Source organism: Pseudomonas sp. COW5, assembly GCF_026240005.1.
Classification (GTDB): Bacteria; Pseudomonadota; Gammaproteobacteria; order Pseudomonadales; family Pseudomonadaceae; genus Aquipseudomonas; species Aquipseudomonas kribbensis.
Map to the genome: position 1 here is coordinate 1437690 of NZ_JAPHVP010000001.1, position 14561 is coordinate 1452250.

At 60.0% G+C, this 14561-nt stretch carries 13 protein-coding genes; 8 read left to right on the top strand and 5 right to left on the bottom strand.

Annotated features, from left to right (window positions below; translation table 11 throughout):
- The first annotated feature begins 231 nt into the window (after positions 1 to 231).
- The gene (gene recN / locus OQ248_RS06615; RefSeq protein ID WP_265812357.1) at positions 232 to 1905 is read left to right on the top strand and encodes a DNA repair protein RecN; all 1674 of its coding nucleotides are present in this window, start codon (positions 232 to 234) and stop codon (positions 1903 to 1905) included.
- Between the two features lie 75 nt (positions 1906 to 1980).
- On the opposite strand, the gene fur is transcribed toward recN, so the two are convergent.
- Complete coding sequence (gene fur, locus OQ248_RS06620) at positions 1981 to 2385, bottom strand: ferric iron uptake transcriptional regulator (protein WP_064119476.1); 405 nt, start codon at positions 2383 to 2385, stop codon at positions 1981 to 1983.
- 97 nt (positions 2386 to 2482) lie between these two features.
- Between fur and OQ248_RS06625 the strand changes: the two genes are divergently transcribed.
- Positions 2483 to 3010, top strand: a complete 528-nt coding sequence (locus OQ248_RS06625; RefSeq protein WP_085711859.1) for an outer membrane protein assembly factor BamE — start codon at positions 2483 to 2485, stop codon at positions 3008 to 3010.
- Between the two features lie 61 nt (positions 3011 to 3071).
- Here OQ248_RS06625 and OQ248_RS06630 read toward each other — a convergent pair whose 3' ends face one another.
- From OQ248_RS06630 to OQ248_RS06640, 3 genes are read right to left on the bottom strand one after another with little or no spacing between them, the layout of a single operon-like run.
- Positions 3072 to 3386, bottom strand: a complete 315-nt coding sequence (locus OQ248_RS06630; protein WP_085711860.1) for an RnfH family protein — start codon at positions 3384 to 3386, stop codon at positions 3072 to 3074.
- Complete coding sequence (locus OQ248_RS06635; RefSeq protein WP_003221509.1) at positions 3379 to 3813, bottom strand: type II toxin-antitoxin system RatA family toxin; 435 nt, start codon at positions 3811 to 3813, stop codon at positions 3379 to 3381. Before OQ248_RS06635 ends, OQ248_RS06630 begins: the two co-directional genes overlap by 8 nt.
- Before the next feature lie 7 nt (positions 3814 to 3820).
- Positions 3821 to 5224, bottom strand: coding sequence for a sodium-dependent transporter (locus OQ248_RS06640; protein WP_114881374.1), 1404 nt, complete (start codon positions 5222 to 5224; stop codon positions 3821 to 3823).
- 119 nt (positions 5225 to 5343) lie between these two features.
- Between OQ248_RS06640 and smpB the strand changes: the two genes are divergently transcribed.
- On the top strand, positions 5344 to 5826 hold the full coding sequence (gene smpB, locus OQ248_RS06645) for an SsrA-binding protein SmpB (protein ID WP_007953781.1): 483 nt from the start codon (positions 5344 to 5346) through the stop codon (positions 5824 to 5826).
- A 50-nt stretch (positions 5827 to 5876) separates the two neighbouring features.
- On the opposite strand, the gene OQ248_RS06650 is transcribed toward smpB, so the two are convergent.
- Positions 5877 to 6644 carry an FCD domain-containing protein gene (locus tag OQ248_RS06650; protein WP_265812358.1) on the bottom strand — a complete coding sequence of 256 codons (768 nt, stop codon included), beginning with the start codon at positions 6642 to 6644 and terminating at the stop codon, positions 5877 to 5879.
- Positions 6645 to 6905: 261 nt separating this feature from the next.
- Here OQ248_RS06650 and OQ248_RS06655 point away from each other — a divergent pair, with 261 nt between their 5' ends.
- The 5 genes from OQ248_RS06655 to OQ248_RS06675 all read left to right on the top strand — a co-directional run bounded on the left by OQ248_RS06655 (position 6906) and on the right by OQ248_RS06675 (position 14527).
- The gene (locus tag OQ248_RS06655) at positions 6906 to 8600 is read left to right on the top strand and encodes a lactate permease LctP family transporter (protein ID WP_265812359.1); all 1695 of its coding nucleotides are present in this window, start codon (positions 6906 to 6908) and stop codon (positions 8598 to 8600) included.
- A 161-nt stretch (positions 8601 to 8761) separates the two neighbouring features.
- Positions 8762 to 9586 carry a (Fe-S)-binding protein gene (locus OQ248_RS06660; protein WP_265812360.1) on the top strand — a complete coding sequence of 275 codons (825 nt, stop codon included), beginning with the start codon at positions 8762 to 8764 and terminating at the stop codon, positions 9584 to 9586.
- On the top strand, positions 9583 to 11037 hold the full coding sequence (locus OQ248_RS06665) for a LutB/LldF family L-lactate oxidation iron-sulfur protein (RefSeq protein ID WP_096818796.1): 1455 nt from the start codon (positions 9583 to 9585) through the stop codon (positions 11035 to 11037). Before OQ248_RS06660 ends, OQ248_RS06665 begins: the two co-directional genes overlap by 4 nt.
- Positions 11037 to 11708, top strand: a complete 672-nt coding sequence (locus OQ248_RS06670; RefSeq protein WP_265812361.1) for a lactate utilization protein C — start codon at positions 11037 to 11039, stop codon at positions 11706 to 11708. The genes OQ248_RS06665 and OQ248_RS06670 overlap by 1 nt, the downstream gene beginning before the upstream one ends.
- A complete protein-coding gene (locus tag OQ248_RS06675) occupies positions 11705 to 14527 on the top strand; it encodes an FAD-binding and (Fe-S)-binding domain-containing protein (protein ID WP_265812362.1) in 2823 nt (940 codons plus the stop codon). Before OQ248_RS06670 ends, OQ248_RS06675 begins: the two co-directional genes overlap by 4 nt.
- Positions 14528 to 14561: the final 34 nt, after the last annotated feature.

Below are 14561 nucleotides of genomic sequence, written 5' to 3' on the forward strand. Positions count from 1 at the left end.
CTTTCAATATCGTCCGCGAGTTCGATTCGCGCTTCTGCCCCGGTATATGGGGCCGCAAAATCAGGCTTCAAGGGCTGACAATGATTAACCCTACAAAAAAGTGCTGCATTGTCATTCCCGGGCGCGATAAGCATTTGATCGGATCAAGCCAATCGAGCTAAGCGAGGGCATTGTCAGGCTGAAACAAAACACTGTATAAATAACCAGACCTAAAGCCTGGGAGCGGCCTTTATGCTGGTGCACCTGTCCGTACACAACTACGCCATCGTTGAACATCTCGATCTCGAACTCGATCGCGGGATGAGCGTGATTACCGGGGAAACCGGCGCCGGCAAGTCGATCATGCTCGACGCCCTCGGCCTGACCCTGGGTGATCGCGCCGACAGCGGCGTGGTGCGCCCGGGCGCCGACAAGGCCGACATCCTGGCGACCTTCGACCTGGCTGACATCCCAGAAGCCAGCGCCTGGCTGGCCGAGCGCGACCTGGAAATCGACGGCCCGTGCATCCTGCGCCGGGTCATCACCTCGGAAGGCCGCTCCCGTGGCTATATCAACGGCACGCCCTGCCCGCTCGGTGATCTCAAGGCCCTCGGCGAGCTGCTGATCGACATCCACAGCCAGCACGAACACCAATCCCTGCTCAAGACGGATACCCACCGGCGCCTGCTCGACGAGTACGCCGGCGCCACCGATCTGGCCCGACAGGTACAACTAGCCGCCCAGCGCTGGCGCCAGACCCGCCAGGAGCTGGAGCGCCTTTCCAACTCCGGCGACGAACAGCGCGCACGTCATCAACTGCTCAGCTATCAGCTCGAAGAACTGGAAAACCTCGGTCTCGGCGAGAACGAACTGGAAGATCTGGAGCAGGAACACAAGAACCTGACCAACGCCGAAACCCTGCTGGGCATCTGCCGGCAAGTGGTCGAACAATGCAGCGAAAGCGATTCCGGCAATGTACTGAACGCGCTGACCGCCAGCCTCAATCGCCTGTCCAGCGTGAACAACTCGATCGGCGCCCTGGGCGAAGCCAGCAGCCTGCTGACCAGCGCGCAGATCCAGGTCGAAGAGGCCGTCGGCGAGCTCAACCGTTTCCTCGACAACTTCGATGCCGATCCGGCGCGCCTGCAGTATCTGGAAGAACGTCTGGACGCCATTTACACCCTGGCACGCAAACACCGGATCCAGCCGACCGAAGTCGCCGAGATGCAGCAAAAACTGCTGGATGAAATCGAAACCCTGAATGCCAACGACGAATCCATCGAGCGACTGAGCGAAGAGCTTGCTTCGTATGCCCGTCATTATCAGGAAAAGGCTCGCGAGCTGAGCGATCTGCGCCATCAGGCTGCAGGCAGCCTGGCCAGCGCAGTGGAACAGGAGATTCAACGCCTGGGCATGCCTGGCGGGCGTTTCACCATCGAACTGCGCCCCAACGCCAGCGGTGAGCTCCTGCCCAACGGACTCGAACAGGTCGAACTGCTGGTCAGCGCCAACCCTGGCCAGCCATTAAAGGCATTGGCCAAAGTGGCCTCCGGCGGCGAACTCTCGCGGATCAGTCTGGCGATTCAGGTCATCACCGCCCAGACCTCACGCGTGCCGACGCTGGTATTCGACGAAGTGGACGTCGGCATCGGCGGCCCGACGGCCGAGATTGTCGGCCAGTTGCTGCGACGCCTGGGCGAACGCGGTCAGGTCCTGACCGTTACGCACTTGCCGCAAGTGGCCGCGCAAGGCCATCAGCATTTATTCGTGCACAAAGTGCGAGGCGATCAGGCAACTCACACCGCCGTCTCGAAGCTGAGCAAAAATGACCGTATAGAAGAAGTCGCACGGATGCTCGGCGGCATTGATCTGACCAAAGAGTCTCTGGCGCACGCCAAGAAGATGGTCGTTACCGCAAAGGTTTAAGCACGACAGAAAGCACGAAGGCGACCCTTGGGTCGCCTTCGTTCGTTTCGCGAACCTGAAATTCGCGCGACATGCTTACTTTTTCTTGCGGACGTACAGCACCAGGTTGTGATCCACCAACTCGACACCGTGCTCTTCGGCAATTGCCTTCTGGAGCTTTTCGATTTCGATGCTGACGAATTCGACAACCTCACCGGTTTCCACGTTGACCATATGGTCGTGGTGGCCACCGTCGGCCAATTCGAATACCGCGTGGCCACCGTCGAAGTTGTGACGGACCACGAGGCCAGCCGCTTCGAACTGGGTCAGAACACGGTAGACCGTGGCCAGACCGACGTCCTCGCCAGCTTCCATCAACGCCTTGTAGACGTCCTCGGCACTCATGTGACGCTGCTCGGTAGAGTCGAGCATTTGCAGGATCTTGACCCGTGGCAGGGTCACTTTGAGGCCGGCTTTGCGTAGTTCGCTATTTTCAACCATGGTCAGCTTTCTCGCGATGCTGCTTCGCAGCTTCTCTTAATGCGGGTATGATCGGCGTTTACGTTGTCCCAGCCAAGATAGTGGAAGTCGCCCACCGATGCAAAACACCAAGCTCTTGCTAACCAGTTTCACCTTTGTGGGACTGCTCGCACTCGCCGGTTGTTCATTCCCCGGGGTTTACAAAATCGACATCCAGCAGGGCAATGTCGTCACGCAGGACATGATAGACCAGTTACGCCCGGGAATGACCCGGCCGCAAGTACGGTTTATCATGGGCAACCCTCTGCTTGTCGACACGTTCCATGCCGATCGCTGGGATTATCTGTACAGCCTGCAACCTGGTGGCGGTGAACGCCAGCAGGAACGCATGAGTGTCATTTTCGACTCTAACGACCGCCTTGTCAGCCTGTCCGGTGACTTCATGCCGGGCGTGAGCCGTGACGAAGCCATTCTCGGCAAGGACAGTGGCACCAGCGTGACCGCTCCTGCCGAAAACGCCGAGAAGCCAAAACCGGAAAAACCGGTCAAGCCAGGTTCCTTGCTGGATCAGATCCAGAAGGACGTCGATGGTGTGGAAACCGTTCCGGTTCCGACACCAGAGCCGCTGGATACCTCGCCGCAATAATTTGCGACGCAATAAAAAACCCGGAAATCCCGGGTTTTTTATTGCCTGCAGATCGGCGCAATCACTGTTTTCCGGCTTTAGCCTCGGCAGCCTTGGCGGCCCGCAATCGGCGCACCTCTTTCGGATCAGCCAGCAGCGGTCGGTAGATTTCGAGGCGATCCCCCGCCTGAACAACCCGCACATCCGGATCGGCAATCACTTTGCCGAAAATCCCGACCGGACAACCCGCCAGATCCAGCTCGGGAAAGTCGGCATCGATGCCGCTGGCCGACAGCGCAGCACGCACCGTCGAACCTTCTGCCACGCTGATCGTACGCAACACCTGACGATCAACCGCCGCGTACACCACTTCTATTTCGATCACCGGCTCAACCATGCATCTGCTTGGCGCGCTGGCAGAATGCATCTACCAGCGTGTTGGCTGCCTGATTGAACAGCGGCCCGAGTGTGGCGCGCACCAGCGGGCCGGCATAATCGAAGGACAGATCGAGACTGATCTTGCAGGCTTTCTCGTTCAGCGCCTTGAACACCCAGACCCCGTGCAATTGATTGAACGGGCCTTCTTCAAGGTTCATCTCGATCGACTGCCCCGGCACCAGGGTATTGCGCGTCACGAAGTGCTGGCTGAGTCCACCCTTGGCCACACCGACGCTGGCACGCATGTGTTCAGGCGAGCTTTCCAGGACCTCCGCGGACGAACACCACGGTAGAAACTCCGGATAACGCGCCACGTCATTGACCAGGTCATAGAGAAATTGCGCCGGATAAGGCAGCAGCGCTGATCGTTGAATATGTGTCGTCATGTAAGCGTCACTTCCAGAGCTGGGTGGCAAACACTACAAGAATGCCGATGGGCGCCACATAGCGCATCAAGAACAGAGACAGGGCGAACAGCGCCGGGCTGCGAATCGACAATTCGTCACGCACCGCTTCACGCCCCATCACCCAACCGGCAAACAGCACAAAGCACAGCCCGCCGAGCGGCAGCATGATCCGCGAGGTGAAGAAGTCGATCACACCAAAGAAGTCCAGACCGCCTGCGGCACCCCATTGGTAGAGATGGAACATCCCGCCTTCGTTCACGAAAAATTTCGCTTCCTTCCAGATATTGAAGGAAAACACCGTGCCCAGACCGACAAACCAGCAGGTGAACGCCAACCAGAATGTCACCCACGCACGACTGATTTTAGTCCGTTCGACCAGATAGGCGACCATCGGCTCCAGCAGGGAAATCGCCGAACTCCAGGCAGCAATCGCCACCAGAACGAAGAACACCACGCCCATCAACTGGCCGAACAGCACGTTACCGAAAGCAAATGGCAGGCTGACGAACATCAGGCCCGGACCTTCGCTAGGGTTCAAACCGCCGGCGAACACAATCGGAAACAATGCCAGACCGGCCACCAGCGAAACGAAGGTATCGAGCAGCGCCACACCCACGACGGTGCCGGACAGCGAGGCTTCCTTGGTCATGTAGGCGCCGTAGATCATGATCGAGCCCACACCCACACTCAGAGAGAAGAAGGCGTGACCCATCGCCGGCAGCAAGCCATCAAGGACCTTCTCCGGGTGGAAGTCGAACATGAAATGCACGCCTTCCATGAAATGCCCGGTAGTCATGCTGTAGCCCAGCAGGACGAGGACCATCACAAACAACAGCGGCATCATGATCCGCAAGCTGCGTTCAAGCCCGGCGACCACGCCTTTGGCGATAACCACCGCCGACAGCAGCATGAACACCGTGTGCCACAGCGTGATGCGCCATGGGTCGGCGATGACATTACCGAAGTAGGCTCCCACCTGATCGGCCGTCGCCCCCTGGAAATCCCCACGCCCCATATCGATGATGTAGTCCAGCGACCAACCGCCGACCACACTGTAGAAAGACAGGATCAGCAACGCCGTGATCATCCCGGCGAACGCGCCCCACGACCACTTGCCCGAGTGTCCGGCTTCGAGTGCCAGCACCTTGAGAGCGTTGGCCGGACTCTGGCGTGCACGTCGGCCGATCAGGGTTTCGGCGAGCATCACCGGAATGCCGATCAGGGCGATACAGGCCAGAAACATCAGCACAAAGGCGCCGCCACCGTAGACCCCGACCATGTAGGGGAACTTCCAGATGCTGCCCAATCCCACGGCCGAACCGGTCGCGGCGAATATGAAAACCCAGCGGCTAGCCCAACTGCCGTGGACAGAAACCTTGTCTGTCGACATCGTTTATCACGCCCAAGCGTTAGAAAAAGAGGCCGCATTGTCCGGGATTCACTCAACCTGCTCAAGCACGCAGCATCACCGTAGCCGACAGCCGTTTATCTCCATATAATGCCGCCCCTATGGCTAAACAGAAGAAACACCCAACAGGGACCATCGCGCAGAACAAAAAGGCGCGACACGATTACTTCATCGAGCACAAGTTCGAGGCTGGTCTGGTCCTGGCCGGCTGGGAAGTAAAAAGTCTGCGGGCAAGCAAGCTGCAACTGGTCGACAGTTACGTCCTGCTCAAGGACGGCGAAGCCTGGCTGCTCGGCAGTCACATCACGCCGTTGATGACTGCCAGCACCCACGTCATCGCCGACCCGGTCCGCACCCGCAAGCTGCTGCTCAACCGCCGCGAGCTGGACAAGCTGGCCGCCGCCGTGCAGCAGAAGGGTTACGCCTGCGTGTGCCTGTCCTGGTACTGGAGCAAGCACATGGTCAAGTGCGAAATCGCTCTGGGCAAGGGCAAGAAGGAATACGACAAGCGTGACACCGAGCGCGAACGCGATGCCGGTCGCGAATTGCAGCGTGCGGTGCGCAACAAGGGCAAGGAAGACTGATTCTTCTGCCTGAATGAACGTTCCCGCGCTCGGCACGGGAACGGTCATGCTTACATCCCCTTGCGCCGCTCAGCCCGAGCCATGCGCTGTACTTCCTGACGCACTTCTTCCAGCACTTCCTGCACATACAGAATGTGTCGGCTGGAAACCTCTCGTGCCTGCTCCGCACGCCCTTCGATAATCGCCTGATACAGTTCCCGATGCTGCGTGATCAGCATGTCGCGGGTTTCCGTGCGCTGTTTGTACATGCCGCCGATGTTGGTCACCACGTTGCGCTTGAGCAGGTCGAACAGCCCGCGAATGGTGTGCAGCAACACAGCGTTGTGGCTGGCCTCGGCGATTGCCAGATGAAATTTCGCGTCCGCCGCCCCCTCCTCCGCCCGACTCACTTCGTCATGGCGCGAGTAGCAATCCTGTAGTTCTTCGAACGCTACAGTCAGTCGCTCGCGATCCACATCCGTGGCACGCAATGCTGCGTAATAGGCACACGATGCCTCCAGCGTGTGGCGAAATTCCAGCAGATCGCGCTGGGCTTCAGGATTGCTTTCCAGCAATTGCAGCAACGGATCGCTGAAGGTCGAACCCAGGCTTTCCACCACGTAATTGCCGCCGCCCTGCTTGCTGACCAGCAGCCCCTTGGCCGCCAGTTTCTGGATCGCCTCGCGCAACGAAGGCCGGGACACGCCGAACTGCTCCGCCAATGCGCGCTCGGCCGGCAGGCGCTCGCCAGACTTCAGCGTGCCCTCGAGGATCATCCCCTCGAGCCGCTCGACAATATCGTCAGACAAACGGCGCTGACGTATCTGATCAAACCCCATCACTCAATTCTCCACGAGCCCGACCACTCGCCGGGCTCTCTATTCTGGCCTATCGGCGCCTTGCCGACACCTGCCAGATGAAACGCCCCGGACCGGATCAGATCGAGTCTGCACCGGTGATTCGACGAAAGTTTCAGGGCGGCAAATTGACACACCGACATCAAGGCTTTTACCCTAGCCAACAGCGATTGTAAATTGGTCTTACCAATTAACCAAGAACGCTGACAGTGCCTGACCAACAACAATTAGGGGCCACCCCATATGCAAACCTGGCAACAGCTCTACAGCCCGCTCGGCAGTCTCGGCGTGTCCGCACTCGCGGCCGTCATCCCCATCGTTTTCTTCTTCCTCGCCCTGGCGGTGTTCCGCCTCAAAGGTCATGTCGCCGGCAGCATCACGCTGGCCTTGGCGATTCTTGTGGCGATTTTTGCGTTCCAGATGCCGGTGGACATGGCGCTCGCCGCCGCCGGGTATGGTTTCGCCTATGGTCTTTGGCCGATTGCCTGGATCATTGTCGCGGCGGTGTTCCTGTACAAACTGACGGTCAAGAGTGGTCAGTTCGAAGTCATCCGCAGTTCGGTGCTGTCGATCACCAATGACCAGCGTCTGCAGGTGCTGCTGATCGGTTTCTGCTTCGGAGCCTTCCTCGAAGGTGCAGCCGGTTTCGGTGCGCCGGTTGCGATTACCGCCGCGCTGCTCGTAGGACTGGGCTTCAACCCGCTGTACGCCGCCGGCCTGTGCCTGATTGCCAACACCGCGCCGGTCGCGTTCGGTGCCTTGGGGATTCCGATCATCGTCGCCGGGCAAGTCACCGGCATCGACGCGTTCAAGATCGGCGCCATGACCGGCCGCCAACTGCCGCTGCTGTCGCTGTTCGTGCCGTTCTGGCTGGTGTTCATGATGGACGGCCTGCGCGGCGTGCGTGAAACCTGGCCAGCCGCACTGGTTGCCGGCCTGAGCTTCGCCGTGACCCAATACTTCACGTCGAACTTCATCGGCCCGGAACTGCCGGACATCACCTCGGCCCTGGCCAGCCTGATCGCGCTGACGCTGTTCCTGAAAGTCTGGCAACCAAAACGCACTGCGGGCGCACAGATTGCCGGTGCAACGTCGAACGTCGCGGTCACTGCCAGCGTCGGCGGTTTCGGCCAGAAACGCACTACCATCGAATCCCCCTACAGCCTCGGGGAAATCTTCAAGGCCTGGTCACCGTTCCTGATCCTCACCGTACTGGTCACCATCTGGACCCTCAAACCGTTCAAGGCGATGTTTGCCGCTGGTGGTTCGATGTACGCCTGGGTGTTCAACTTCGCGATCCCACACCTGGATCAACTGGTGATCAAGACTGCACCGATCGTCGCCACGCCGACAGCCATTCCGGCGGTGTTCAAATTCGACCCGATTTCCGCCACCGGCACAGCGATTTTCTTCTCCGCGCTGATCTCGATGGTCATCCTGAAGATCAATTTCAAAACTGGTCTGACCACTTTGAAAGAGACCTTCTACGAACTGCGCTGGCCAATTTTGTCGATCGGCATGGTGCTGGCGTTTGCCTTCGTGACCAACTATTCCGGCATGTCTTCGACCATGGCTCTGGTGCTGGCCGCGACCGGCGCAGCGTTCCCGTTCTTCTCGCCGTTCCTCGGTTGGCTGGGCGTGTTCCTCACCGGTTCCGATACGTCGTCCAACGCGCTGTTCAGCTCGCTGCAAGCGACCACCGCGCACCAGATCGGGGTCAACGACACCTTGCTGGTGGCGGCGAATACCAGCGGCGGCGTGACCGGCAAAATGATTTCGCCGCAGTCGATTGCCGTGGCCTGCGCCGCGACCGGGCTGGTGGGCAAGGAATCCGATCTGTTCCGCTTCACCCTCAAGCACAGCCTATTCTTTGCAACGATTGTCGGCCTGATCACTTTGGCTCAGGCCTACTGGTTCACCGGCATGCTGGTGCACTGATAACGACAAGAAGACTACAAGAAGCATGGAAATAACCGACGCCGGTTCGTGATTCCGGCGTCAGCAATTCACGACCCGGTCTGTAAGGCTGCTGAAAGCAACACGCTCTATATTCGGCAGCCTCACAGACGGATAACCGGGCCCACCCGGAGACACGCCTGATGAGCGAGCTTTTTTACAACGCAGTGCCCAACGCCACTCGCGTCGCACCGCCACTGCCCGAACCCCGCCAATACCCGAGCGAGAAACCGTCGCGGGTCTACCTGTTCGGCACCTGCATGGTGGACCTGTTCTACCCGGAAGCCGGGATGGACGCGATCCACTTGCTGGAGCGCGAAGGGATTCGGGTCGAGTACCCGCAAGGGCAGAGCTGCTGCGGACAACCGGCCTACACCTCGGGTTACACCGAGCAGGCGCGGACAGTGGCGCGCTCGCAACTGGCGCTGTTTGCCGGGGATTATCCGGTGGTGGTCCCGTCGGGCTCCTGCGCGGGAATGATCCGTGAGCATTACGCCGACTTGTTCAAGGACGAGCCGGAAACGTTGAAACAGGTTGAGGCCCTTGCGGCCCGCACCTATGAGTTGGCCGAGTTCCTGCTGTTCGTCTGCAAGGTGCAGCTAAAGGACAGCGGTGAGCCGGTGAAAGTGGCGCTGCACACCTCGTGTTCTGCGCGACGGGAAATGAACACCCACCTGCACGGCCGCGAGTTGTTGGCGCAGTTGAGCAACGTGGAACGGGTCAACCACGATCACGAAAGCGAATGCTGTGGCTTCGGTGGGACATTCAGCGTCCGTATGCCAGACATTTCCGGCGCGATGGTGGCCGACAAGACCCGGGCGTTGAAGGAATCCGGCGCGCATCAGGTACTCAGTGCCGATTGCGGCTGCTTGATGAACATCAACGGCTCGCTGGAAAAACAGAAGGAAGCGCTGCGCGGGCAACATCTGGCGAGCTTCCTCTGGCAACGAACCGGAGGTGCCCGATGAGCACTTCCACGATTATTCCTACGGTTGCCGTAGAAGAAGATTTCCGCACCCGGGCGCACAACGCCCTGGGCGATTCGCAGTTGCGGAACAACTTCCGCACCGCGATGGATTCACTGATGACCAAGCGGGCAGCGGCTTTCAGCGATGCCCACGAAAGAGAACACCTGCGCGAACTGGGCAATGCGATCCGTGCCCGCGCACTCTCCAAGTTGCCCGACCTGCTCGAGCAACTGGAACAGAACCTGACCCGCAACGGTGTGACAGTGCACTGGGCGGAAACGGTGGACGAGGCCAATGGCATCGTCCTTTCGATCATCCGCGCTCACGAGGCGCGGCAAGTGATCAAGGGCAAATCGATGGTCAGCGAAGAGATGGAGATGAACCATTTCCTCGAGGCTCGGGACATTGAATGTCTGGAGTCCGACATGGGGGAGTACATCGTCCAGCTCGACCACGAGAAGCCTTCACACATAATCATGCCGGCAATCCACAAGAATGCCGGTCAGGTCGCGTCCTTGTTCCACGACAAACTTGGCGTGGAATACACCAAGGACGTTGACCAACTCATTCAGATCGGTCGCAGGGTCCTGCGGCAGAAATTCTTCGAAGCGGACATCGGCGTCTCCGGCGTCAACTTCGCCGTGGCCGAAACCGGCACCCTGCTGCTGGTGGAAAACGAAGGCAACGGGCGCATGACCACCACCGTGCCGCCGGTGCACATCGCCGTCACTGGCATCGAAAAAGTCGTGGAAAACCTGCGCGACGTGGTGCCGCTGCTGTCATTGCTGACCCGCTCGGCGCTGGGCATTCCGATCACCACCTACGTCAACATGATCTCCGGCCCGCGCAAGGAACACGAACTCGACGGCCCGCAGGAAGTGCATCTGGTGCTGCTCGACAACGGTCGTAGCCAGGCCTTTGCCGACAGCGAACTGCGCCAGACTTTGAATTGCATACGCTGCGGCGCCTGCATGAATCATTGCCCGGTCTACACCCGCGTCGGCGGCCACACCTACGGCGAGGTTTACCCCGGCCCGATCGGCAAAATCATCACTCCGCACATGGTCGGCCTGGCGAAAGTCCCGGATCACCCGAGCGCCTCGTCGTTGTGCGGCGCCTGCGGTGAAGTGTGTCCGGTAAAAATTCCTATCCCCGCACTGCTGCGCCGCCTACGTGAAGAGAACGTCAAAGCCCCCGACAGTCCTCATCAAGTGATGCGCGGCCAGGGCAGCAAGTATTCGCGCAAGGAACGCTTTATCTGGAACGCCTGGGCGAAGCTCAACAGCTCGCCGACTTTGTATCGATTGTTTGCGTTTTTCGCCACGCGCCTGCGGGCCCTGACGCCGAACAACGTCGGTCCGTGGACGCAGAACCACAGCGCTCCGAAACCCGCCGCCCGCTCACTGCATGACATGGCTCGCGAGCATCTGGCCAAACAAGGAGACCGTTGATGAGCGCCAAGCAAAACATCCTCGGCAAGTTGCGCAAAAGTCTGACTGGCACCACTCCGATCACCGACAACTTCGATGTCGATCTGGTGACCCAGCCTTACACCTACAGCGCCGAACAACGGATCCCGCAACTGCGCAAACTGATGGAAGCGGTGCACACCGAAATCCATCTGACGTCTGCCGAAGCATGGCCGGCGCTGCTGGCGCAATTGCTGCGCGACCGTCAGTTGCCGAGCCTGCTGATCGCACCGACTACACCTCACGGGCAGCGCATCACACAGCACTGGGCGAACAATCCTGATCTGCCGACGCTGAAATCCTACGACCGCCCGATGGAAGACTGGAAAGCCGAGCTGTTCAACGACACCCCGGCCAGCCTCACCGGCACCCTCGGCGCCATCGCTGCTACCGGCAGCCTGATTCTCTGGCCGACCCGCGAAGAACCACGGCTGATGAGCCTGGTACCGCCGGTGCATTTCGCCCTGCTCAAGGCCAGTCAGATCCGCGACAACTTTTATCAGGTGCAACAGGAATTCGAGTGGGCCCAAGGCATGCCGACCAACGCGCTGCTGGTGTCCGGCCCGTCGAAAACCGCCGACATCGAACAAGTGCTGGCCTACGGCGCCCACGGCCCGAAAGACCTGGTGGTGTTGATCCTGGAGGACCAATGACCTTACCGGCGACTTTCCTGCGCGATGCGCAGCAACTGATTCCGGCCGAGCGCCGCTTCGACGATCCATTGTCGACCCTGGCCTTCGGCACCGATGCCAGTTTCTATCGACTGATTCCACAACTGGTGATCCGCGTCGAATCCGAAGATGAAGTGGTGGCGCTGCTGAAACTGGCCCAGCGCGATCAAGTCCCGGTGACCTTCCGCGCCGCCGGCACCAGCCTGTCCGGCCAGGCGATCAGCGACTCGGTGCTGATCGTGCTTGGGGATAACTGGAACGCCCGGGAGATTCGAGGCCAAGGCACGCAAATCCGCCTGCAACCGGGCGTGATCGGCGCCCAGGCCAACGCCTGGCTCGCGCCATTCGGACGCAAGATCGGTCCGGACCCGGCGTCAATCAACGCCTGCAAGATCGGCGGCATCGTCGCCAACAACGCCAGCGGCATGTGCTGCGGCACCGCGCAAAACACCTACCACACACTGGCCGGGATTCGTCTGGTGCTCGCCGATGGCACGCGCTTGGACACCGAAGACGCCGCCAGCGTCGCGGCATTCCGCACAAGCCACGGCGAGTTGCTGGAACGCTTGGCGACATTAGGCCGCGAGACCCGCGCCAATGCCGAACTCGCCGCACGAATCCGCCACAAATACCGTCTGAAAAATACCACCGGCCTGTCGCTCAATGCCCTGGTGGATTTCGATGAGCCTGTGGATATCTTGAGTCACTTGCTGGTGGGCTCCGAAGGCACCCTCGGTTTCATCAGCGCGGTGACTTACGACACGGTGATCGACCACCCGAACAAGGCCTCGGCGCTGATCGTGTTCCCCGACGTGGAAACCTGCTGCAACGCCGTCACCGTGCTGAAAAGCCAACCGGTGTCCGCCGTGGAACTGCTCGACCGCCGCAGTCTGCGCTCGGTGCAGGACAAACCCGGCATGCCGGATTTCGTACAGCACCTGTCGAACAATGCCTGCGCGTTGTTGATCGAATCCCGCGCTGCCTCTTCCACTTTGCTGCAAGAGCAACTGGCGCAGATCATGGCGTCGCTCAACGGTTTCCCGGTGGAAAAACAGGTCGACTTCACCGAAGACCCGGTCGAGAACGCCCGCCTCTGGGCCATCCGCAAGGACACCTTCCCCGCCGTCGGCGCCGTGCGCAAGACCGGCACTACGGTGATCATCGAGGACGTCACCTTCCCGGTGGAACAACTGGCGATCGGCGTGAACCGTCTGATCGAGCTGTTCGACAAACATCACTACGACGAAGCGATCCTTTTCGGACACGCACTGGAAGGCAATCTGCACTTTGTCTTCACCCAAGGCTTCAACAGCCCGGAAGAAGTCGCACGCTATCAGGCGTTCATGGACGACGTGGCGCAACTGGTGGCCGTGGAGTTCGGCGGTTCGCTGAAGGCCGAACACGGCACCGGGCGCAACATGGCGCCGTTTGTCGAGCTGGAATGGGGCAGCGACGCCTATCAATTGATGTGGCAGCTCAAGCGCCTGCTCGACCCTCAGGGCATTCTCAACCCGGGCGTGGTGCTCAGCGAAGATCCGCAGATCCACCTCAAGCACCTGAAGCCGCTGCCTGCCGCCGACGAGATTGTGGATAAGTGCATCGAGTGCGGTTTCTGCGAGCCGGTTTGTCCATCAAAGGGCCTGACCCTGAGCCCACGTCAGCGCATCGTGATCTGGCGCGACATTCAGGCGCGTAAACGTGCCGGGATTGACACCACCGAACTGGAAAAAGCCTACGAGTACCAAGGCATCGACACCTGCGCTGCGACCGGTTTGTGCGCGCAACGTTGCCCTGTAGGCATCAACACCGGTGAGCTGGTGAAAAAGCTCCGCGCCCGCAACGCCACGCATGCGAAAGCCGCCAACTGGATCGAAGGAAATTTCGCCACCACTCTGCAAGGGGCGCGCTTCACCCTGCACGTGGCCAATGGGGCGCGAATGTTGTTGGGAGCGCCACGCCTGGCGAAGCTTTCGGCAACACTGACGCGCTTGTCCAAAGGCCAAGTGCCGCAGTGGACCAACGCGATGCCGCAGCCGGAAAAAGCCATTCGCCTCAGTCCGACAGTCTCGGACGAACGCCCGCGCGTGGTGTATCTGGCAGCCTGCGTGTCACGGGTGATGGGACCGGCGGCGGGCGACAAGGAGCAAATGTCGCTGTACGACAAAACCCGTGGCCTGCTGGAAAAGGCCGGTTATCAGGTGGTGTTCCCGGACAATCTGGACAACCTCTGCTGCGGCCAGCCGTTCGCCTCCAAAGGCTACGCCGAACAGGCCGAGCACAAGCGTCAGGAACTGATCGGTGCCTTGCTGCACGCCAGCCGTGGCGGGCTCGATCCGATTTATTGCGATACCAGCCCCTGCACCTTGCGACTGGTGCAGGATGTGGGAAATGTTCGCCTGGATCTGTATGACCCTGTGCGTTTTATCCGTACGCATCTGATGGATCGTCTGGATTTCACCCCGCAGGAAGCACCGATTGCCGTGCATGTGACATGCAGCACTCAGCACCTGGGGGAAAGCCAGGCGTTGATCGATTTGGCGCGCAAGTGCAGCAAGAACGTGGTGATCCCGGAAGGCATTCATTGCTGCGGATTTGCCGGCGACAAGGGCTTCACCACACCAGAGCTGAACAGCCATTCCCTGCGCACCCTCAAGGATGCGGTGCAGCATTGCAGCGAAGGGATTTCCACCAGCCGCACCTGTGAGATCGGTCTGACGCAACATGGCGGCATCGACTACCACGGACTGGTCTATCTGGTGGATCGAGTGACCCGGGCCAAACCCCGTGAAACCGCCACCTGAAGAAAAATAGAACCCCTGCGAACGAGAACAGTCC

Bases quoted from the DNA above. Each gene is read 5' to 3' on its own strand.
- OQ248_RS06635 (WP_003221509.1), bottom strand. From the start codon at position 3,813: ATGACGACACATATTCAACGATCAGCGCTGCTGCCTTATCCGGCGCAA.
- fur (WP_064119476.1), bottom strand. From the start codon at position 2,385: ATGGTTGAAAATAGCGAACTACGCAAAGCCGGCCTCAAAGTGACCCTG.
- OQ248_RS06675 (WP_265812362.1), top strand. From the start codon at position 11,705: ATGACCTTACCGGCGACTTTCCTGCGCGATGCGCAGCAACTGATTCCG.
- recN (WP_265812357.1), top strand. From the start codon at position 232: ATGCTGGTGCACCTGTCCGTACACAACTACGCCATCGTTGAACATCTC.
- OQ248_RS06625 (WP_085711859.1), top strand. From the start codon at position 2,483: ATGCAAAACACCAAGCTCTTGCTAACCAGTTTCACCTTTGTGGGACTG.
- OQ248_RS06665 (WP_096818796.1), top strand. From the start codon at position 9,583: ATGAGCACTTCCACGATTATTCCTACGGTTGCCGTAGAAGAAGATTTC.
- OQ248_RS06640 (WP_114881374.1), bottom strand. From the start codon at position 5,224: ATGTCGACAGACAAGGTTTCTGTCCACGGCAGTTGGGCTAGCCGCTGG.
- OQ248_RS06655 (WP_265812359.1), top strand. From the start codon at position 6,906: ATGCAAACCTGGCAACAGCTCTACAGCCCGCTCGGCAGTCTCGGCGTG.
- OQ248_RS06670 (WP_265812361.1), top strand. From the start codon at position 11,037: ATGAGCGCCAAGCAAAACATCCTCGGCAAGTTGCGCAAAAGTCTGACT.
- OQ248_RS06660 (WP_265812360.1), top strand. From the start codon at position 8,762: ATGAGCGAGCTTTTTTACAACGCAGTGCCCAACGCCACTCGCGTCGCA.
- OQ248_RS06630 (WP_085711860.1), bottom strand. From the start codon at position 3,386: ATGGTTGAGCCGGTGATCGAAATAGAAGTGGTGTACGCGGCGGTTGAT.
- OQ248_RS06650 (WP_265812358.1), bottom strand. From the start codon at position 6,644: ATGGGGTTTGATCAGATACGTCAGCGCCGTTTGTCTGACGATATTGTC.
- smpB (WP_007953781.1), top strand. From the start codon at position 5,344: ATGGCTAAACAGAAGAAACACCCAACAGGGACCATCGCGCAGAACAAA.